We start from the raw sequence: 20,438 nt of genomic DNA on the forward strand, positions 1-20,438 counted from the left end.
CCTGGGTTCTGTTCGCGCGAAACAGCGACACCGCTCGTAGCGGTGAGAAACCCGGACATCCGTCGGCCGGGGGCCATTTCAGTGATGGTCGAGGCCGCGATCGCGTCCTGTCCATCGGCCCCTTGGACTCACAAACCCATCCGCGCATCACGCGCGGTGTCCAGAGCCGACCGCACCACGTTACCGGTCGCGCCTGAGAACGGCATCCACGTTCCCGCCCCCGTGCACCGAGAACAGGAGAAAGGCACCACAACAGGCCGATCCGGCGACGATCGCCCTGTTTTCGCGGCATCCCCTGTCCTCGACACAACCACACTCGGCCCGCCCCCGCTCCGTACAGCGTCGCAACGCACCTTGTGCCGACACCGCCCGCCACGAGAACAGGGCGATGACACCAGAACAGGCCGATCCGTCGTCGAACGCCCTGTTGCCGTGACATCCCCTGGTCTCGTGGCGGGCGGGTCGCGCCCGGTGAGGCAGCACCGCACCGCACCGCCCACGCCGGGCCTCGACGAAAATGGACGTATGGCAGACACCGACGCCCACCCCATCACGGTGGCGATCGAGCGGCGCATCGACCCGACGCGCACCGCCGAAGCGACCTCCTGGATGCAGGCCGGCACCGACCTCGCGACCGCTTTCCCCGGCTTCCTCGGCTCGGGGTGGGTGCGCGCGGGCGAAGACAGCGACCTCTGGTACATGCTGTACCGCTTCCGCGACATCACCACGCTCGAGGAGTGGGAGAGCTCCTCGCAACGCCGCTGGTGGTTGGACTCCGGACGCCCCTTCGCCCGCGAGGAGCGCAGCGAGCGCCGCACCGGCATCGAGGGATGGTTCGACGCCCCGCTCGGTTCCGTCCTCGATACGGCGACGGATGCCGGGACCCAGCCCATCCAGCAGCCCGTGCCGCCCGCACCCCCGCGGTGGAAGCAGGCGGTCACCATCTGGGTCGGCTTCTTCCCCACGAACCTGCTCGCGTCGTGGCTGCTGGGCTTCGTGCCGGGCTTCGCCGAGGTGCCGCTCGTGCTGCGGGTCCTGGCGACGACCCTCATGCTCACCCCGGTCATGACCTACGCGGTCCTGCCGTGGGTCACCCGCCTGCTGCGGCCCTGGCTGCAGCGTCCGCCCCGCGCTCGAAAGGCCTCGTCATGACCGCTGATCCCACCGGCATCCGCTTCCACCTGCGCACCGCGCACTCCTCGGCCGAGATCACCCAGGTGGGCGCGGCGCTGCGCGCCCTGACCGTCGGAGGCGTCGACCTGGTTCCGCGCTACCCCGACGACCTGCCCACGCCCGCGGCGTCGGGGGTCGTTCTGGTTCCGTGGCCGAACCGCATCCGCGACGGCAGGTACTCCTTCGACGGCGAGGACCTGCAGCTCGCGATCAGCGAGCCGAAGTTCGGCAATGCCAGCCACGGCCTGCTGCGGTTCGGCACCTATGAGCCGGTGGAGCAGTCCGACGAGCGGCTCGTCCTCGCCGCCGACGTGGTGCCGCAGACCGGGTACCCGTTCCACCTGCGTACGCGGGTGACGTTCGTGCTCGAGCACGACGGCCTCCACGTGACGCACGAGATCCGCAACGTCGGCGCCCGGACGGCACCGGTCGCCCTGGGTGTGCACCCCTACCTCCAGATCGGCGGGGTCGACACCGCCGACCTCGTCGTCCGCTCCACCGGCACGACGACCCTGGTGCTCGACGAGCGCAACATCCCCGTCGACGAGGTCCCGGTGGGACCCGGAACCGACCTGCGCGCGGGGCTGCGGCTGGGCGACGCCGCACTCGACAATGGGTACCGGGGAATGGAGCGGGATGCCGCGGGGCGCGCAGTGCACACGCTCACCGCCCCCGACGGACGCCGCGTGGAGCTGTGGCAGGACGAGGGGTTCCGCTGGGCGCAGGTGTTCACCACCGACCGCTACCCGGGTCACCCTCTCGCGGTGGCGGTCGAACCGATGACGGCGCCGGCGAACGCGTTCGCGTCGGAAATCGACCTGGACACGGTCGAATCCGGTGCCGAAATGCGGCGGGAATGGGGTGTCCGTTTCGTGGCGTGAAACGGCCCTTGTCCCCCAAATGGGGGACACGCGATTGCGCATATGATCTGGGAAAATCCCAGACAAGCCCTTTCCTATGAAGGCGGCGCGAACGATACCATGTGGCTCGACGGTTTCCGTCAAGGCCGGGGGCGGCAAAGGACCAAGGTTTCCCCCGGTTTCTACCCGAACGAGCCGACGGGGGCCGAGGGTCCCGCGATGAGGGGGGATCCCCGTTCCGTCTGAAGGAAAGATCCCCCATCATGAGCAGCGCGCTCCGCTCCGCCGTCCCCGCTTCCTTTCCGGCGCCGACCTTCACCGGCGCGACCCGTCGCCTGCGGGCGCTTCCCTCTCTGCACGTGGGCGCCGCTGCGCTGATCGTGCTCGTGGGCGGGCTGCTGCTCGCGATCGCCACGACGAGCGACCCGCTCTGGTGGCAGCTGCACTTCAGCCAGCTGGGGATCTTCGGCGACCTTTCGAGCGCATTCTTCAACAGCACGCTCAAGGTCAGCGGAATGATCGTCGTCGTCTTCGCCTTCTGCGTGCGCCGTGACGTCGCGCGACTCGGCCGCGGTCCCGTCCGCCGGGGCGCCGCGACCGTCGCCTGCATCTGCCTGAATGTGGTCGGTGTGAACCTTGCGCTCGTCGGGTGCATTCCACTGAACACCGACAAAGACCTTCACGACCGCGTCGCCGGATCCATGGTCCTCGGATTCCTCGCGTTGCTGATCAGCGCCCCGATCATGTTCAACCGCCTCGGCAAGCGCATGGCGATCAGCACAGGCATCGCAACCGTCTGGCTGGTCGTCTCGATCGCCCTCTTCGTGACGGCGACGATCAACCTGGCGCTGTTCGAGACCATCTCGTGCACCGCGATGTTCGCGTGGTCGGGCATGTTCACCCACGTGCTGGCCTCGGCGGCGGCGAAGGCCACCGTCCGCGCCGAGGGCGCTGCCGTCCGTCACCTCGCACCGCGGGGCATCGGTCGTATGGTGTCGTCGCGCGGCGCGCGCACCACCACGCGCGCCACCGCCCCGCGTTCCACCGCCCCGCGCCCCACGGCCGCGCGTCCCACCGCCTCGCGCCTCACCGCTCCGCGCCCCGCCGCCTCGCGCCTCACCGCTCCGCGCCCCGGCGCCGCGCGTCCCACCGCCCCGCGCCTCACCGCCGCGCGTCCCACCGCTCCGACCTTCCCCGCCGGCCCGCTCGTCGCACGAGCCGGTGATGCCTCTCGTCCGCTGCTCGCCCCGTCGCACCCCGTCGCGCGTCTCGCGGGCCTCGGCGCACGCTCGCACACCACCGCCGCCCCCACCCGCGGTGATACGGCATGGGCGCAGGGACCGGCATCCGCAATCTGCTGCGCGGACGCGCGACCGGTCGACCGCGCCGATTCGTCGCACGCCGCAGGGCGCACGCTCGCCCTCGCCTCGTCGATGCGGTCGACCAGGCCGACCCGCCCCGGCGGGCGGGCGCGCCCGGTCAGTGCTTCTCGCGCAGCTCGCGTCGGCTCAGCGGGTGACCGTCTTCGGCGATTGTCTCGGCCGGTTCGGCCGTCTTCGACGCGCGTCGCTCCCGGCGCCGCTCGCTCGCTCCTTCGATGAGGTTGTAGAGCGTCGGCAGCACCAGCAGCGTCAGGAACGTCGACGACACGAGACCGCCGATCACGACCACCGCGAGCGGTTGCGAGATGAAACCGCCGTGCCCGGTGATGCCCAGCGCCATCGGCACGAGGGCGAAGATGGCGGCGAGCGCGGTCATCAGGATGGGGCGCAGGCGTCGCGCCCCGCCCACGATCGTCGCGTCGTGCACGCTCAGTCCGCGCGCCCGGTACTGGTTGACCAGGTCGATGAGCACGATCGCGTTGGTCACGACGATGCCGACGAGCATCAGCGCGCCGATCATGCCCGCCACGCCCAGCGGCACCCCGGTGACGAACAGCATCAGGATCGCACCGGTGGCCGCGAACGGCACCGACACGAGCAGCTCGAGCGGCTGGCGCAGCGACTTGAAGGTCGCCACCATCACGACGTAGACGATCAGGATGGCCGCGAGCAGGGCCAGCCCGAGCTGACCGAAGGCGTCCTGCTGGTCGGTGACGACGCCGCCGACCTTCGCGGTGGCGCCCTCGGGGAGCTGCACATCGGCCAGCGCCGCGTTCACTGACGCCGAGGAGCTGCCCAGGTCGTCCGAGGTGGGGGTGACGGTGATGGATGCCGTGCGCAGCCCGCGCGAGGTGGTGATCGACGGCGGGGTCTGGCTCTGCTCGACCGTCGCGATCTCGTCCAGGCGGACGGTCCCGGCGGCGCTGGGGATCTCGAGCGCGCGCAGGTCGTCGATGGTCGCCGGCGGGTTGGCCGAGGCGAGGTAGACCGTGACGCCGCGTCCGTCGATCTCGACCGTGCCGGCCTGGCGCGGCTGCTGGGCGGCTGTGACGAGGGCGCCCACGGCGCGTTCGGACAGCCCGCGCTCGGCGGCCGCGTCGCGGTCGACCCGCACCGAGACGAACGGCAGCGAGGCCGAGAGGCTGCTCGTGACCTGGCCGATGCCCTCTCGTCCGTCCAGGCCCGCCACGACCGCGTCGCTGGCCTGTTGCAGCGCCTGGCCGTCGGCGGCGGTGACGTCGACCGTGATGTCGGTGGAGCCGAAGCCGCCGCCGGAGGAGGCCACCTCGATCTCTCCGGCATCGGTGAGCTTCTCGAGCTCGGTGCGCACGCGCTCCCGCAACTCGACCTGGTCGGCACCCGACTCGGAGGTGATCGAGTACGTGATGCCCGTCCCGCCGCCCGAGAAGGCGTCGCGCAGCGCCGAGCCGCTCGAGCCGATCGAGGTCTGGACGGTCTGCACACCCGCGGTGTCCAGTAGCACGGCCTCGACCTTCTGGGCGGCCGCGTCCTCGGCATCCAGGCTCGGGGCCGAACCGATCTTCTGCGTCACGGTGAAGGTGTTCTGACCGGAATCGCCGAGGAAGTCGGTCTTGAGCAACGGCACCGCGGCGAGCGTGCCGCCGAGCACGAGGACGGCGAGGCCCAGGGTCACCCACGAGTGCCGGAGTGTCCAGCTGAGCACCGGCACGTACGCCTTCTGCAGGCGCGTGGGGGGCGCGTCGGCGGCTTCGGGGTCGACCGGCTCGCCGTCGGCGTCGCGCACGACGGTCCCGGGCTTGAGGAACCACGACGCGAGCACCGGCACGATGGTCAGCGAGACCAGGAGCGAGGCGGCCATGGCGATCGTGACGGTGAGAGAGAACGGGCGGAACAGCTCGCCGGTCACGTCGCCGACGAACGCGATCGGCAGGAACACCGCCACCGAGGTGATCGTGGATGCCGTGATGGCGGCCGCGACCTCGCGCACGGCCCGGATGATGGTGGGGATCTTGTCGGCGTCGCCCACGTAGTGGCGTTTGATGTTCTCGATCACGACGATGGAGTCGTCCACGACGCGGCCGATGGCGATGGTGAGCGCGCCCAGGGTGAGGATGTTCAGCGAGTAGCCGAAGGCCTGCAGGCCGACGAAGGTGATGAGCACGCTCGTGGGGATCGAGATGGCCGTGACCAGCGTCGAGCGCACCGAGAGCAGGAAGACGAGGATCACGACGACCGCGAAGACGAGGCCCAGCAGACCTTCTTGAGCGAGGGCCTCGATGGACTGCGTGACGAACGGCGCCTGATCGAACACGACGGTGAAGGTCGCACCCTGACCGAGCTGGGACTCCAGACCGGGCAGGGCGGCGAGGACCCCGCGCGAGACGTCGACGGTGTTGGCCGCCGGGAGCTTGGTGACGGCGATCGTGAGGGCGGGCTGGCCGTCGACGCGTGAGAGCGTCGTGACGGGGTCGGTCTGCAGCTGCACCGTCGCGACGTCGGCGATCGTGGTGGCGCCCGCGCGCTGCTGCGCCGCGTCGGTCGGCACGAGCGGGAGGGCCGAGATCTCGTCGACGCTGGTGAGCTTCTCGCCGGTCTGCACGGTGAGGGTCTGATCGCCCTCGGTGAGCGAGCCGCCCGGGAACAGCACGCCGTTGGCGTCGAGCGCGTCGGTGATCGCCTGCTGGCTGAAGCCGCGCTCGGCCAGCTTGCCGGTGTCGGGGGTGATCGTCACGCGCTGGCCGGTGCCGCCGACGATCTGCGCGCCGTTGACGCCGTCGACGTCCTCGAGGTCGGGGATGACGCTGTTCTGCAGCACCGACTGCGTGGCCTGCGCGTCGCTGAAGCCGGTGACGGCGAGCTGGATGACGGGGAAGTCGTCGATGCTGGCCGACGCGACCGTGGTGTCGGCGGACTCGGGCAGCTGGTCGTCGATGCGCGCGATGGCCGCGAGGATCTTCTGCTGCGCGGCGGCGAGATCGGTGCCGTAGGTGAACGACGCCGACACGATCGAGGAGTTCGTCGTACTGGTCGCCGTCGTCGACTCAAGGCCCTCGACGCCGCGGATCGCGTTCTCGATCGGGGTCGACACGTCGGCCTCGACGACCTCGGGCGACGCCCCCGGGTAGGTCGTCACGACGGCGAGCTGCGGGAACTCGATCGAGGGGATGAGCTCCTGCTTGAGGCTGGTCAGCGCGAGACCGCCGAAGATCGCCGCGACGATCGTCACGAGGGCGATCAGGGCGCGGTTCTTCAGGCTCAGGACGGCCAAATACGACACGAAGGACCCTCCGGGGTGACTTTTCGATACAAGGGTGTATCGAATCCTCAGTATCCCACGGGCCTCGCCCGCACGGCCGGGCTCAGAGCAGGGAGCCCACCGAGAGCCCGATCGCCGCCGCGATCACCGAGCCGACGAACGACGCGACCGCGTACGCGACCGAGGTCCGCGTGCGGCCCTCTTCGGCGAGCAGAGCGGTCGTCACCGCGACCGCACTGAAGGTCGTGTAGCCGCCCAGCAGACCGGTGCCGATGATCCACCGCCACGCCTCGTCCGCCGCGAGCGGAGTGACGAGCCCCAGAGCGAGCGCGCCGGTGAGATTGACCACGAGGATCCCCCACGGGAACCGCTCCCCCGTCCGCCGCCGCACGGCCACGTCGACGAGGTAGCGCACCGCCGCCCCGACGCCACCGGCGATCACCACGGCGAGGAAGACGAGGGGGTTCACGCCGCCAATCTACGCCCGCCCCGCCCCCGGCTCAGGCTTCGAGAGCCTCGACGCGGCGACGCAGCTCTCCGGCCTTCTCGGCGCCGATCTGAGCCTCGGCGAGCTTGAGCGCCGCACTGGCCGTGAGCGTGCGAGCCACGAGGTAGGTCGGGCTCGCCTTGAGGTCGGGGATCACGTCGAGGATGATGCCCGCGGCATCCGGGTCCGTCATGAGCGTTCCGAGCTTGATCTTGGCGAGGTCGTATCGAGCAGTCATGGAGTCCTCCGTCGTGGGTGCGTCGTCGTCACCCTGCGCAGATTGTTGCACATATGTACAGCTATGTCACCGTGCCTCGAGGGTCCCGCGAGAGCGCTCCGACGAGGTCGAACGCAGCCCGCGCCTCGGGCGTCCAGAACGCCCCGACGTAGACGTGGAACCCCGCCGCCGCGGTGACCAGGCGCGCGGGCGCCCCCTCCGCCGCGGCTCGCGCCACGAACGCGACGGCGTCGTCGAAGAAGATGTCGCACCCGCCCTGGAACACGAGGGTGGGCGGCAGCGTCGCGAGCGGCATGCGAGCGGGATTCAGCGCCGCATCGTTCAGGCCGCGCGCGCCGACCCACGCCCTCGCGCCGGCACGAAGGCCGGGCACCCGCAGCGACGGGTCGCGTCGCACGCGCCGGCCGATCGCGGGGTCGTCCAGGGCGAGATCCAACCACGGGGACAGGAGCACCAGCGCGTCGGGACGACGCCGCGCCCGCAGCGCGAGACCCACCGCGACGGTTCCCCCCGCCGAGTCGCCCGCCACGAGCAGTCGGGACACCCCTCGGCGCGCGGCCAGCCGTTCGTACTGCGCGTCGACGGCGGCGAGGGTCTCGTCGGCACCGTGCTCGGGGGCCAGCGGATAGCAGACGACCGTGACGGCCGCCCCGGTCGCGCGGGCGAGGCGCTCGATGATCCACCAGTGCTCGGGGACGAGGGGATTCACCAGGCCTCCCCCGGGCAGGTACAGCAGTTCGAGCCCCGGCGTCCGCCGAGCGGGCTCGTAGCGGAAGACGGGCCGCCCGCCCTCGTGCGTCACCGTCACCCGGCCGCGGCGACGCAGACGCGCGGGAGGGGTGGCCGCACGGCGATCGGGGTCGAGGGTGGCGAGATAGTCCTCGCGCCCGAGCGCGCGGCGGATCGGGCGGGCGTTGAGCCACATCGCCGCCGTCGTGAGCCTCATCGAAAGCGACACCGGCGCTCTCAGCTTCCGGATGCCATGTCGCCCAGCGCGTTCGTGGTGACCAGCCGCACGACGGCGGGAAGGCCGGCCGCGATCTTGCGCCCCACGAGCAGGCCGAAGACCGCCGACAGCGGACCCGCGATCTCGACCCCGTGCGTGACCGAGAGGCCGTTCGCGGTCTTCACCATACGGTGCGGGAAAGAAAGGGTCGCGCCGGGAAGACCGATGCGGAAGTCCATCGCCACCCCGGGCTGCAGGTCGGTGAAGGTGAACCGCTGGGCCGGGGCACCGTGATTGACCACGCGCCCCCTCTCGCCGACGCGCGGCGGTGTCGAGAAGACCGCCTCGCGCAGGTCGGGATCGTCGATCACCCAGTCCTCGGGCGTGGTCCACCTCTTCCACACCGCGTCAGCTGTCGCGGTCGTGAGGTGCGTGTAGCTACGGCGCCAGGTCATCGGGCGACTCCCGTCTGTTCGTCATCGGTCGTGGGGACGGCGAGCAGGGCTTGCGCCTGCAGCGCGGCGCGCTCCCCGGCGCGCACGGCGCCATCCATGAAGCCGGTCCACCGCTTCGCGGTCTCGGTGCCGGCCCAGAGCACGCGGCCCACCGGCTCCGCCAGCGCCGAGGCGTAGGGGACGACCGCCCCCGGCCCGGGCACGGCGGTCGGCCCGCCCGCGACCCAGGGCTCGGCCCCCCAGCGCTGATCGATGTAGCCGGTGGCGTCCAGAGCCTTCGGTCCGTACAGGTCGGCGAACGACGACAGCACGCGGGCGCGGCGTTCCGCTGGGGGCAGGTCGTCCCACTCGCGGGCGTACACCCCGCCCACGAAGCCCAGCAGCACGCCGGGCGCATCCAATCCCGCGGGGCCGGCGTCGAAGGTGATGAAGACCGGACCGGTGTCGGACAGGCCCTGGCCGGAGAGGTCGCGATCCCGCCAGAACGGGCGGTCGTAGACCGCGTAGGCCTTGGACAGCACTCCGGCCGGCCAGCGCTGCGCCATCTGGGTGTGCGCGGGAGGCAGGGCGGGGGCGAAGGCGATCCGGCCGCGCAGAGATGGCGGCACGGCGACGACGACCGCGCGCGCACTGACGCTCTCGTGGTCGGTGGTGACGCGCACCCGGTCGGCCGTCGCGTCGATCCGACGCACCGGCGCCCGCAGGCGCAGCGCCTCGCCCAGCCCGGCGGCGAGTCGGCGCGCGATCTCGTACGATCCCTCGACGAAGTGCTCCTCTTGGGCGCCCCCGGCGGTGTCGAGCATGGACGACAGCCCGCCCGCCTGATGGATGTAGTGCAGCGCGTGCAGGAACGAGATCTCGTCGGGCTCGCACCCCCAGGTGGTGCGCCCCGCGATGGCGATGAGGTCGCGGGCGGCGGATGACGCGTGCGACCGGCGCAGCCACGATCCGAGGCTCTCGGCATCCCACTGCGCGGCCTGGCCGGCGGCGGCGGGTCGACCGCACGGAACGGTACGCGCCAGCCGGTCGAGCGTGAGCTGGATGCGGGCGACGTCGACGATGCTCGCACCCACCGGCGGCACCGTGCCGCGATACCGCCGATGCTGACCACGCCACCGGATGACGTTCTGACCGGCGGTGTAAGTGGCGAAACGCGTCACCCCCACCTCGTCGGCGAGGGCGAGCACACGGTCCTGGCCGGGCCCGACGAACGTGCCGCCGAGGTCGACGTGGACCCCCGCCACCTCGGCGGAGGACACGCGTCCGCCGACGCGGTCGTCGGCCTCGAACACGGCGACGCGCGCCCCGAACTGACGAAGGCGGTGGGCGGCGGTGAGACCCGAGAGGCCGGCGCCGACGACGACCACGTCGACGTCGGGGGCGGACGACTCGGCCACGGTCGAGGGGGAGGCGGTCATAGGCTTGCTCCGTTTCTGGTGCGACAGCGGCCGGCGGAGCCGGCGAGGAGGACAGCGTGAGCGAGACGTCGACCCGATCGATGCGGGCGCGCGGCCGCGCGCGGAGGGAACTGCTGCTGGATGCGACGATCGCGATCATCGCCGAGGGCGGCATCGCCGCCGTCACCCATCGGTCGGTGGCCGCCGCGGCCGGTGTTCCGCACTCGTCGACGACCTACTTCTTCGACTCCCTCGACGACATGATCGGAGAAGCGGTCGCGCACGCGATGGCGGCCGAGATGGAGCGCCTCGAGCAGTTCCGTGCGGTTCTCGAGACCAGCGGCAACCGCCCCGGGGCGGCGATCGACGAGTTCGTCGAGATCGTGCGGACGCAGTCGCAGGAGCACACGGTCGCGCAGTTCGAGATCTACCTGTTCGCCTCGCGGCATCCGGCCCTGCGGGTGCACGTGGAACGCATCCTCGACGAGACCCGGTCTCTCGCCGCGGCCGTGCTGCGCACCAACGGCGTGACCGACCCCCGCGCCGCGGCCGCGGTGGTCGCGTTGATCGACGGTTTCGCCCTGCATCGCATCGCCCGTTCCGAAGAGGTCCAGTTCCAGTCGCTGGCGCACGCCCTGCGCGCCGCGATGGTGGGGTTCGTGACGCTCGCCGCGACGTCGTCGCTGGGCGAGACGGACGCGTCCCCCGCCTAAGTGGGACAAACGTACTGTTTTCTGCGGCTCATTTCGACCGGACCTCGTCATTTCACAATTTCGTCACAGAAACTGGTACGTCTGTGCAATAAAGTGAGCCCACAGTCGATCCCGCCGTAGTGATCGACAGAAGGGTTCCGCGATGATCCGTCCCCGCCTCCACGACCATGCGCTCCGGTGGGGGGCACGCGCCCTCGGCTCGACGCCATCCGTCGTCCTGCGCGCCGTCAATGGCCGCCCGGTCGTCGTCGACGGATGCACGCTGCACCCCGCGGTGCAGGCCTCGCTGCGCGTCATGAACGACGCACCGGGCGCGCGATTCGAGCTGCTCCCGGTCGAGGCCGCCCGCGAGCACATCGAGCGCGAGGCGTGGACCTTCGCCAGCACCCTGCGCCTCGCGCAGCGCGACGACATCGTCATCCCCACGCGCTCCGGGTCCGTCCCCGGGCGCGTGTACCGCGCTCGCACCGACGGCGCGGCATCCGGGACCGTCGTCTACTTCCACGGGGGCGGATGGGTGCTCGGATCCGTCGACAGCGCGGATGCCACCTGCCGCACGCTCGCCGACAGCTCGGGCCTGACCGTGGTGTCGGTGGGATATCGCCTGGCCCCCGAGGACCCGTTCCCCGCGGGCCTCGAGGACGGCGTCGACGCGTTCCGCTGGGTACGCGACAACGCCGCGCGCTTCGGTTCCCGCGCGTCGACCGTGGGCGTCGGCGGCGAGAGCGCCGGCGGCAACATGGCGGCGGTCGTGTCGGCCGTGACGCGCGCGGACGCCGAGGGCTCGCCCGCGTTCCAGATCCTGTTCTGCCCGGTCACCGATCTGTCGCGCAAGCACCGGTCGTACGAGCTCTTCGCCGACGGCTTCTTCCTCACCGAGGCGCAGATGGACTGGTACGCCGCGCACTACCTCGGCGACTCCGGCCGACGCGACGATCCGCTCGTGTCCCCCCTTCTCGCCGACGACGTGTCGGGACTCGCCCCCGCCTACGTCGCCGTGTCGGGCTTCGACGTGCTGCGCGACGAGGGGGTGGCGTACGCGCGCAAGCTCGAGGCGGCCGGCGTGCCCACGACCCTCGTGACCCACGCCGACCAGATCCACGGGTTCTTCAACGCGTGCGGCGCCCTCCGCGACGCGCGCACGGCGGTGGCGGATGCCGGTCGCTGGGCCCTCGCCACCCTCGCCGCCGCACCGGCGGGCGACGCGCGGTGATCGCCGACACCCCGCTCGGGTCGTCGGCTGCCTACGCCGAGCCCACGCGCCCCGTCCGGGCCGGGTGGATCGCCGCCTTCGCCGGGGTCTGGCTGGGCTTGTGGATGGCCCAGCTCGTGCCCGTCCAGGTGCTCCTTCCCCTGCAGATCGCCGCCCAGCACGCGAGCGACGACTGGCTCGTCTCGCTCGTCACCTACGGGCTGGTCAGCGCGGTCGCCGGGACGTTCGTCGTCATCGCCTACCCGATCGTGGGCGCCCTGAGCGATCGCACCCGCTCCCGCTTCGGCCGACGACGCCCGTGGATCCTCGGCGGGGTCGTCCTCGCCTCGACCGGGCTGGCCCTGCTCGGCGTGCAGACCGCGACCCTCGGCACCGTCGCGATGTGGACGGCCGTCATGATCGGCTTCTGCATGGCATCCGCCGCCCTGACCGCGGTGATGGCCGACACGGTGCCCGCGGGGCAGCGCGGCCTGGTGTCGGGATGGATCTCCGCGCCCAACGCCCTCGGCATCCTGCTGGGGATCGTGCTGGTGACCGCGGTGTTCACCACCACGCCCTCGGGATACCTCGCTCTCGCGGTGTGCGCACTCGTGCTGGCGGTGCCGTTCCTGCTGGTCCTGCGCGATGCCCCCCTGACGGACACCGAGGCCGCCCTGCTCGCACCGCTGACCCCGCGCACGATCCTCACGTCGATCTGGGTCGACCCTCGTCGTCACCCCGATTTCGCGTGGACGGTCGCGAGCCGCGTCCTCATCAACCTCGGCAACGCCATCGCGACGACGATGCTGCTGTACTTCTTCACCTTCGCGCTGGGAGTGGCCGACCCGACCGGCTTCCTCGTCTTCACGACGGTGATCTACATGGCGGTGACGATCGTGGCATCCGTCGCCCTCGGAAAACTCAGCGACGTCGTCGGTCGCCGCCGGGTGTTCGTCTTCGCGTCGGGCTCGGCGCAGGCGATCGCCGCGCTGCTGCTCGCGATCGCCCCGTCGGAGTCGGCCGCGGTGGTCGGAGCCGTGCTGCTCGGTCTGGGACAGGGCTGCTTCTTCGCCGTCGATCAGGCGCTGGCCACGCAGGTGCTGCCCTCGGCCGAGACGCGGGGCAAGGACGTGGGGATCATGAACATCGCCCTCGCCGGTCCCCAGGCCTTCGGTCCGCTGCTGGGCGCGGGCGCGGTGGTGCTGTTCGGCGGGTTCCCCGGGCTCTTCCTCGCCAGCGGCCTCGCGGGACTGCTCGGATCGGTCGTGATCATGCGCGTGCGCTCGGTGCGGTGATCGTCGCCGCGGCGCGCGCTCAGCGGTAGAGCAGCCGGATCAGGCGATCGACCAGGCGGTCGGTGGCGGCCGACCGCCGCATCGTCGTGAGCGTGAGCAGTCGGAAGCGCTGACGCGTGAGCGCCTGGGGATACGTGAACTCGCGCAGTCCGTCGGCGCCGTGGATGCGGCCGAAACCCGAGTCCCCCACCCCGCCGAAGGGGAGCGCGGGAACGGCGGCGAAGGCGATCACGGCGTTGATCGCGATCATCCCGCCGCGCAGCCGCAGCGCGAGATCGCGGCCGCGCCGCTTCGAGAAGACCGCACCCGACAGGCCGTAGCGCACGGCGTTGGCCTTCTCGACGGCCTCGTCCATGGATGCCACGCGATTGACCACGAGCGTGGGACCGAAGGTCTCGTCGCGCACGGCGGAGGACCGCTCGTCGACGTCCGTGAGCAGCACGGGCTGCAGCGTGGACCCGTCCGCGGGCACCGGGCCGACCCGGAGGACCGCGCCCCGCGCGAGCGCGTCGGCGACGTGCGAGCGGACCACGTCGGCCTGTCGCGGCATGGTGAGGGGACCGAGCCGAGCCGCCTCGTCGGCTCCGGCCCGCAATTCCGCCGTGCGTTCGGCCACCGCCGCGACGAAGCGGTCGTAGATCGCCGTGTGCGCGTAGACGCGCTCGATGCCGATGCAGGTCTGACCCGCGTTCGAGTAGGCCCCCCAGACCGCTGCCTCGGCAGCCGCGTCGAGATCGGCGTCCTCGTCGACGAGCAGGGCGTCCTTGCCGCCGGCCTCGATGACGACGGGGGTGAGGGTCTCGGCGCAGGCGGCCATGACGGCCTTGCCCGTCGCCGTCGATCCGGTGAAGGCGATCTTGCCGACACCGGCGCGGCAGAGGGCGGCCCCGGTCTCGCCGAAGCCGGTCACCACCGAGAACGCGTCGGCCGGCCCGCCCGCGCGCACGAAGGCGCGCTGCAGCCACACGCCGACGCCGGGGGTGTACTCGCTCGGTTTGAACACCACGGCGTTGCCCGCGGCGAGCGCGTAGGCCAGCGACCCCATGGGGGTGAAGACGGGGTAGTTCCACGGCCCGATCACCCCGACGACGCCGTAGGGCACGTAGCCCAGGCTCGAGGCCTGGTTGAGCATGAGCACGCCCGAGGCGACGCGCCGCCGCCGCAGCGTCCGCCGGGCGTGCGCCGCCGACCACGACAGATGGTCGAGGGCGAGCAGGATCTCGAGCCGTGCGTCGCCGCGTGGCTTGCCCGTCTCGGCCCGGACCGTGTCGATGAGGCCGTCGAGGTCGGCGACGATCGCGCGCCGCCAGGCGTGCAGCACGCGCTTCCTTCCCGAGAAGCCCAGGCCCCGCCAGACCGGGGCGGCCGCGCGGGCGCGGGCGACCGCGGCGGCGACCTCGTCGGCACCGTGCACCGGGTGCGTGCCGACGACTCGACCGTCGAGGGGACTGACCGAGGCGAACGTCGTGGTCGTCATGGCATCCATCTCACACCCCGTGCGTGCGGCCGTACCCCGTCGCGACCGCGGTGGCGATCACGGACGCCTGCTGCGATGCGCTGAGCTCGGCGGGTTTTCCGGCCCCGCGAGCCCGCAGGTAGATGTCGCAGGCCCACTCGAGCACGGTCGTGTTGGAGATCGCCTCGGCGAGATCGCGACCGGTCGTCACCGCGCCGTGATGAGCGAGGATGACGGCGTTCGCCCCGGCCAGCGCGCGTCCGGCGTCGGCGGCGAGCTCGGCGGAGCCGAACACCGAGAACGGCACGACGTCGATCTCGCCGCCGAGCGCAAGCTGCTGGTAGTGCACGCACGGCAGCCGGTCCGAGACGAGCGAGAGGGCGACCGCGGCGGGGGCGTGCGTGTGCACGACCGCCCCCACGGCCTCGTCGGCGTACGCCGCCCGATGCAGCTCGAGCTCGGAGCTGGGGGCGAGGTCGCCCGCGACGATCCGGCCGTCATCGCCGACGATCACGACGTCGTCGACGGCGGCCTCGGCGAACACGACCCCGGTCGCGGTGATGGCGATGCCGCCCGCGACGCGGACGCTCACGTTGCCGGCCGTTCCCTTGACCAGGCCCTGCGCGGCGAGCGCACGGCACGCGCGCGCGATGTCGGCGCGCGGGTCGTCGTCGGGCCGCGTCACGGGGCCACCGTGCCGAGCAGCGCGTCGATGGAGGCGGCGTCGTACCGGCCGTGGGCGGTGCCGACGCCGGACACGACCTGCGCGGCGACGGCGGAACCGAAGCGGGCCGCGGCGATCGCGTCCTCGCCGCGCAGCCGGGCGAAGACGAACCCCGCGGAGAAGGCGTCGCCGCCTCCGCTGGTGTCGACGGGTTCGGCCGGGACGATCGGAACGCGTTCGACCGCGCCGTCCTCGACGACGACGATGTCGCGCCCCCCGTCGGTCACGGCGACGATCCTCGCGCCCGCCGCGTGCAGCGCGCGGGCGGCCGCGGGCAGGTCCGTCTCTCCGGTCCAGCCCAGGGCCTGCTCGGCGTTGGGCAGGACGTAGTCGGCGTGCGGAAGCAGCGGCTCGATGAGCCCGTAGAAGGCCGGGTCGCCGCCGATGAGGAAGTCGAGAGAGGTCGTCGCGCCGTGGCGATGGGCGTGCTCGAGGATCTCGACGACGTTCTCCGGTCCGAGCAGCTCGGGCGCGCCGACGTGGACGTGCTCGGCGGCGGCGAGCGCCTGCCACGGCACGGTGTCCGCGGCGAGCGCGTTCGCGCCCACGACGTGCAGGGCCGGACGCGAGCCGTCGGAGCGGATGGGCAGGACGGATGCCGAGGTCGGCAGATCGCCGGCGACCAGGTGCGTGACGTCGACGCCGGCGTCGCGCAGCAGGCCGGTCAGTACCCGTCCGGCGACGTCGTCGCCCACGGCCCCACTGGTCGTGACGCGGGCTCCCAGCTTGCTCAGCACCAGGGCGGTGCCCCCGGCGGGGCCGGCGGCGGACAGGACGATCTCGTCGACCAGGAGCGAGCCCTGTCCCTCGGGGATCGCGTCGACGGGGTGCACGATCGTGTCGAGCACGTGGGCTCCGAGCGTGACGATCTCAGGGGCGGCGTTCATCGTCGAACCTCCGGGTCGGGCGACGCGAGAAGTCGCGTCACGAAGTGGCACATTTGTACCACTTTCTGCACCGCGCGACAACGTCAGGCCCGCGCGCGCCCCCCGCGACCGATCAGCACGCCACCCCACGCCGCCGCCGTCCCCACGACCACGGTCGCCGCACCCCACCACAGCAGGCCCAGGTCGGCCGACTCCACGGCGAGCGCACTGTAGGTGGTGAACCCGCCCAGCACGCCCGTACCCATGAACAGCTGCACGCGCTGCGCGCGCGAGGACTCCGGCATCCGGGCCCGCCATCCGAACAGGATGCCGATCGCGAACGCACCCACCACGTTGATGAGCGGCACCAGGGCGGGCCCGAGGTCTGCACCGAACGCCAGGGTCAGGCCGGCCCGCGCGGCCGTGCCGATCGCCCCTCCCACCGCCACCAGGACGACGTCACGCCACATGCTCACCCGCGCCACCTTACGCCCGGGTCACTCCCCCAGGATCAGGCGCCTGATCGCGGCATCCTTCGATCCTCCGACGTCCATCGTGCGCCCCTTGCGGTAGAGCGCGAAGACGCGGGGATCGATATAGCTCGCGCGAGCGACGGCCGGGGTGTTGCCCAGGGCCTCGGCCGCACAGCGGACGGCGGCCAGCTCGGCCTTCTTGCGTTCGTTCTTGCCCCCCACCGCGCCCGCCTTCGCGAGGGACTCGGCCGCGAGGATGGTGCCGCGCAGCGTCCGGAAATCCTTCGCGCTGAACGGCCCGCCGGTGAGCGAGCGCACGTAGGCGTTGACGTCGCCGGGGGTCAACGGCACGCGCCGACGTCCGCGCTTGTAGCTCAGCAGCGCGGCGCGCGAGCGTCCGAGTGCGAGTTCGTCGACGAGGGATGCCACTTCCGCATCGCGGAGCGACAGCTCGGCCCGCTTGCCGCTCTTCGCCGGAAACGACAGACGGACCAGGTCGCCCTCGACGACGGCGTCCCTGCGCTGCAGGGTCGTCAGTCCTCGGCTGCCGTTCGTGACGAAATACCGCGCGTTGCCCACGCGGGGCGCGACGAGGTCCAGAAAGCGGAACGACACCGCCAGCACCCGCTCGCGGTCGATCTCGGATCGTCGCAGCGACTGCGTCACGCGCGCGCGGGCCCGCGGGAGCGACTCGGCGAGCTGCAGGGCCCGGGCGAACTTGCCCTTGTCCTGTCGTTTCGACCAGTCGGCGTGGTACGTGTACTGGCGGCGTCCCGCCTCGTCGGTGCCCACCGCCTGGATGTGCGCGTTGGCATCCTTCGCGATCCAGACCTCGCGCCAGGCCGGGGGGATCACCAGACCACGGGCGCGCTCGGCCTCGCTCTCGGGAACGGCGGCGCCGGTGTGGTCGACGAAGCGGAACCCCGACCCCGACCGCACCCGGCGGTAGCCCGGGTCCTCGTAGGGCCGCACCCGGATGAGCCGCGCCATCGGGGTCAGTGGGAGCGGAGCATGTCGATGAGCTCCGCCTTCTTCTTGTTCGAGTAGCCGGTGAGGCCGAGTTCCTTCGCGCGCTTCTTGAGCTCGTCGACGGTGCGGTCCTCGTAGTCCTCGGCGTGGCCGCCCTTCTCGCCGACTTTGTCGCGGCCCTGCGCCGCCGCCGCGTTCGAGATGCGCGCCGCCTTCTCTTTCGAGTCGCCCTCGGCGCGGAGCTTCTCGTAGAGCTCGGGATCCTTCAGGCTGTTCGAGCCACGTCCGTCGGGCATGGTCGGCTCCTTCCGTCGATGCCTCGACCGTAGAACCGGCGTCTTCCGCGCGTCCGGAGGGTTGACATCCTCTCCCACCCCGCTGCGGCGCGCCTGCTCCCCCGCACCGTTGCCGCCGTTCGACGGCCCGGCGACGAGAACAAGCGCGAGGGCGTCGGCGGCAGGGGGGTTGACGCGAACGCGATATATCGCGACACTGGTGAACAACGCGATATATCGCGAGTAAGGAGTGGAAGACATGGAGAAATGGATCGTCCACCCGGGCGAGACGCGCGTCATCGACGTCGACGCGCTGCGAGAGCTCAAGATCGGCCTGGTCGGCGGCCAGGTCGACGTCATCGCGCACGACGAGCCCGACGCCCGCATCGAGGTGCACGGCGTCACGGTCAAAGACCTGCGCATCGAGATGGTCGACGGCCGCCTCGAGATCGATCACCCGCAGCTGCGGTGGGACAACTTCCTCGAGGTGTTCCGCAACTTCGGCGCCGGTGGCCCCAAGGCCGAGATCAGCGTCGCCGTCCCGCGCACCGTCGCCCTGACGCTGGGCGTCGTCAGCGCGAGCGCCCTCGTCTCGGGGTTGCGCACCGACGTACGCCTGAACACCGTCTCGGGCGACATCATGGTCGACGGTCTGGTCGGCGACGTCGACCTCAACGCCGTCTCGGGCGACGTGCAGGTGCGCGAGCTCGACGGCGCCCTCAGCGCGAACAGCGTCTCGGGCGACGTCGCGGCGACCGGGCGGATCACGAAGGCCTCGATCGACACGGTCTCGGGCGCGATGCTCGTCGACTCGACGGGACCCACGCAGTCGATCTCGCTCAACTCCGTCAGCGGCACGGCGACCGTACGGCTCGACCGCTCGCTCGCGGCGAACTACGTCTCGCGCTCGGTCAGCGGTCGCGTGCAGATCGACGGCCAGGTGCGCTCCGGAAAGGGACCCACCACCTACACGGGCTCGACCGGCGCCCTCGCCGGGCAGTTCGTCGACGTGCGCGCCAACACGGTCTCGGGCGAGATCACGGTGCTGCGCCGCGGCATCTCGGGCCTGCGCCCCGAAGAGCTCGCCGGAGAGGAGGAGTGGTGATGAGCCCCGTCTTCTCGCACGGCGACCTGCGCCTGTACATCCTGAGCCTGCTCGACGAGGCTCCGCGCCACGGGTACGACCTGATGCAGGCGCTGACCGAACGCACCGGCGGCACCTACTCGCCGTCGGCGGGCACGATCTATCCCCGCCTCGCCAAGCTCGAAGAAGAGGGCCTGGTCACCAAGACCGTCGACGGTCGCAAGACCGTTTACGAGATCACGGATGCCGGTCGCACCGAGGTCGCGGCACGCTCCGGCGATCTGCAGGGTATCCAGGCGGGTCTGGCCGACAGCGTCCGACTGATCGCCGACGAGGTGCGCGGCAGCGTCCGCGACGCGATGCGGAGCCTGCGCGCCGACCTGGCCGCGGCTTCGCGCGAGGAGCGGGAGCAGGCGCAGCCCTCGCTCGTCGACGACGCCCGGTCGCGCAGCCGCGAGCAGCTGTCGCGCGCGGACGCCGCCCTCACCGAGTTCCGCGGTCGCGTGCGCTCGGAGCTGCGCGCGCACGTCGCGCGCGGCGGCGAGCTGCGCGAGGCCGGCGTCGACGAGATCGAGGCGGCGCTGCGTCAGGCGTCCGACGCGGTCGCGCGCGCGATGCGCGTGTGAGGCTTCACTCCCAGGGGAGCTGATCGTCGGCGCCGACCGGGTCGTCCTGCGGGACGACGAGCACCGGTCGGCGCTGGCGGTGGCTCAGACGCGCGGCGACCGACCCGGTCAGGAACTCGCGCACCGATTCGCCGATCCCGCGTTTACGCGTGCCGACGACCAGCAGCGACGCGCCGGTCTCGTCGGCCAGACGGATGAGGGCGAGTGCGGGGTCGCCGATCTCCTGCCGCGCACTCCACGTCACGTCGTGCCCGGCGAGGACCTTCTCGGCGGCGGCGCGGACGTCGTCGAGGGCCGCCTTGGCGGCTGCCCCCGCAATGTCCGCCGTCGTGGAGTGCACGTACCCGTCGGGGTCCTCGAACGCCACGAAACGCGTCGTGTCGACGTGAACGACCAGCAGCTCGGCGCGCGCGAGGGCCGCGTAGCGGGCCGCCTCGCGCACCACCCGCGACGACTGTCCGGGCACGACGCCCGCGATCACGGGCCCGGAGGCGGCGGGGCGGGGCAGATCGGTCATGATGGTCCTCTCACGGGGGCGGCGCCGGGCGCCGACCGCTCGACGGCTCGGCCGGAATGCGCCGTGATATCC

The 20,438-nt window shown here is 71.8% G+C and carries 20 protein-coding genes and 1 pseudogene; 8 read left to right on the forward strand and 13 right to left on the reverse strand.

All coding sequences use genetic code 11. The features are described 5' to 3' along the window. Positions 1-525: 525 nt before the first annotated feature. The 3 genes and pseudogenes from DC432_RS07145 to DC432_RS16765 form a co-directional block, all read left to right on the forward strand. Positions 526-1,152: an antibiotic biosynthesis monooxygenase gene (locus DC432_RS07145; protein ID WP_116537278.1), complete on the forward strand. Its 627-nt coding sequence runs from the start codon at positions 526-528 to the stop codon at positions 1,150-1,152. Continuing rightward, entirely contained in the window at positions 1,149-2,054 is a 906-nt protein-coding gene (locus DC432_RS07150) for an aldose 1-epimerase family protein (RefSeq protein WP_116537279.1), read from the forward strand. The genes DC432_RS07145 and DC432_RS07150 overlap by 4 nt, the downstream gene beginning before the upstream one ends. Positions 2,055-2,296: 242 nt before the next feature. Further along, positions 2,297-2,923, forward strand: a pseudogene (locus DC432_RS16765) (DUF998 domain-containing protein); the annotation flags it as partial. 589 nt (positions 2,924-3,512) lie between these two features. On the opposite strand, the gene DC432_RS07155 reads toward DC432_RS16765, so the two are convergent. From DC432_RS07155 to DC432_RS07180, 6 genes are all read right to left on the reverse strand, one after another. Then, complete coding sequence (locus tag DC432_RS07155; RefSeq protein WP_116537280.1) at positions 3,513-6,674, reverse strand: efflux RND transporter permease subunit; 3,162 nt, start codon at positions 6,672-6,674, stop codon at positions 3,513-3,515. A gap of 82 nt (positions 6,675-6,756) precedes the next feature. Then, positions 6,757-7,122 (reverse strand): fluoride efflux transporter CrcB, encoded by a 366-nt coding sequence (crcB, locus tag DC432_RS07160; protein ID WP_116537281.1) that lies wholly within the window; start codon positions 7,120-7,122, stop codon positions 6,757-6,759. 31 nt (positions 7,123-7,153) lie between these two features. Further along, complete coding sequence (locus DC432_RS07165; protein WP_108319970.1) at positions 7,154-7,378, reverse strand: hypothetical protein; 225 nt, start codon at positions 7,376-7,378, stop codon at positions 7,154-7,156. A 61-nt stretch (positions 7,379-7,439) separates the two neighbouring features. Continuing rightward, a complete protein-coding gene (locus DC432_RS07170; protein ID WP_116537282.1) occupies positions 7,440-8,324 on the reverse strand; it encodes an alpha/beta hydrolase fold domain-containing protein in 885 nt (294 codons plus the stop codon). Positions 8,325-8,344: 20 nt separating this feature from the next. Next, a complete protein-coding gene (locus DC432_RS07175) occupies positions 8,345-8,779 on the reverse strand; it encodes a hypothetical protein (RefSeq protein WP_116537283.1) in 435 nt (144 codons plus the stop codon). Continuing rightward, positions 8,776-10,197, reverse strand: coding sequence for a flavin monoamine oxidase family protein (locus tag DC432_RS07180; protein WP_116537284.1), 1,422 nt, complete (start codon positions 10,195-10,197; stop codon positions 8,776-8,778). The genes DC432_RS07175 and DC432_RS07180 overlap by 4 nt, the downstream gene beginning before the upstream one ends. A 56-nt stretch (positions 10,198-10,253) precedes the next feature. On the opposite strand from DC432_RS07180, the gene DC432_RS07185 reads away from it, so the two are divergent. From DC432_RS07185 to DC432_RS07195, 3 genes are all read left to right on the forward strand, one after another. Continuing rightward, positions 10,254-10,889, forward strand: coding sequence for a TetR/AcrR family transcriptional regulator (locus DC432_RS07185; RefSeq protein ID WP_116537285.1), 636 nt, complete (start codon positions 10,254-10,256; stop codon positions 10,887-10,889). Positions 10,890-11,031: 142 nt separating this feature from the next. Further along, positions 11,032-12,102 (forward strand): alpha/beta hydrolase, encoded by a 1,071-nt coding sequence (locus tag DC432_RS07190; RefSeq protein ID WP_116537286.1) that lies wholly within the window; start codon positions 11,032-11,034, stop codon positions 12,100-12,102. Further along, positions 12,099-13,376: an MFS transporter gene (locus tag DC432_RS07195; RefSeq protein WP_207770774.1), complete on the forward strand. Its 1,278-nt coding sequence runs from the start codon at positions 12,099-12,101 to the stop codon at positions 13,374-13,376. Before DC432_RS07190 ends, DC432_RS07195 begins: the two co-directional genes overlap by 4 nt. A gap of 19 nt (positions 13,377-13,395) precedes the next feature. On the opposite strand, the gene DC432_RS07200 is transcribed toward DC432_RS07195, so the two are convergent. The 6 genes from DC432_RS07200 to DC432_RS07225 form a co-directional block, all read right to left on the reverse strand. Beyond that, positions 13,396-14,853: an aldehyde dehydrogenase family protein gene (locus DC432_RS07200; protein WP_116537287.1), complete on the reverse strand. Its 1,458-nt coding sequence runs from the start codon at positions 14,851-14,853 to the stop codon at positions 13,396-13,398. Positions 14,854-14,863: 10 nt separating this feature from the next. Further along, a complete protein-coding gene (locus DC432_RS07205; RefSeq protein WP_207770776.1) occupies positions 14,864-15,517 on the reverse strand; it encodes a class II aldolase/adducin family protein in 654 nt (217 codons plus the stop codon). Continuing rightward, entirely contained in the window at positions 15,514-16,443 is a 930-nt protein-coding gene (locus tag DC432_RS07210; protein WP_116537288.1) for a carbohydrate kinase family protein, read from the reverse strand. Before DC432_RS07210 ends, DC432_RS07205 begins: the two co-directional genes overlap by 4 nt. Before the next feature lie 83 nt (positions 16,444-16,526). Next, entirely contained in the window at positions 16,527-16,892 is a 366-nt protein-coding gene (locus tag DC432_RS07215) for a fluoride efflux transporter FluC (protein ID WP_116537325.1), read from the reverse strand. A gap of 27 nt (positions 16,893-16,919) precedes the next feature. Then, positions 16,920-17,885 carry a DNA topoisomerase IB gene (locus DC432_RS07220; RefSeq protein ID WP_116537289.1) on the reverse strand — a complete coding sequence of 322 codons (966 nt, stop codon included), beginning with the start codon at positions 17,883-17,885 and terminating at the stop codon, positions 16,920-16,922. A gap of 5 nt (positions 17,886-17,890) precedes the next feature. After that, entirely contained in the window at positions 17,891-18,160 is a 270-nt protein-coding gene (locus DC432_RS07225) for a DUF7218 family protein (protein ID WP_116537290.1), read from the reverse strand. A gap of 238 nt (positions 18,161-18,398) precedes the next feature. Here DC432_RS07225 and DC432_RS07230 point away from each other — a divergent pair, with 238 nt between their 5' ends. Continuing rightward, positions 18,399-19,244 carry a DUF4097 family beta strand repeat-containing protein gene (locus DC432_RS07230; protein ID WP_116537291.1) on the forward strand — a complete coding sequence of 282 codons (846 nt, stop codon included), beginning with the start codon at positions 18,399-18,401 and terminating at the stop codon, positions 19,242-19,244. Beyond that, the gene (locus DC432_RS07235) at positions 19,244-19,849 is read left to right on the forward strand and encodes a PadR family transcriptional regulator (protein WP_108318305.1); all 606 of its coding nucleotides are present in this window, start codon (positions 19,244-19,246) and stop codon (positions 19,847-19,849) included. The genes DC432_RS07230 and DC432_RS07235 overlap by 1 nt, the downstream gene beginning before the upstream one ends. A gap of 4 nt (positions 19,850-19,853) precedes the next feature. Here the strand turns inward: DC432_RS07235 and DC432_RS07240 are convergent, their stop codons facing one another. Further along, entirely contained in the window at positions 19,854-20,366 is a 513-nt protein-coding gene (locus DC432_RS07240) for a universal stress protein (RefSeq protein ID WP_116537292.1), read from the reverse strand. Between the last annotated feature and the right edge of the window lie 72 nt (positions 20,367-20,438).

The organism is Microbacterium testaceum, assembly GCF_003075375.1.
GTDB lineage: Bacteria > Actinomycetota > Actinomycetes > Actinomycetales > Microbacteriaceae > Microbacterium > Microbacterium testaceum_E.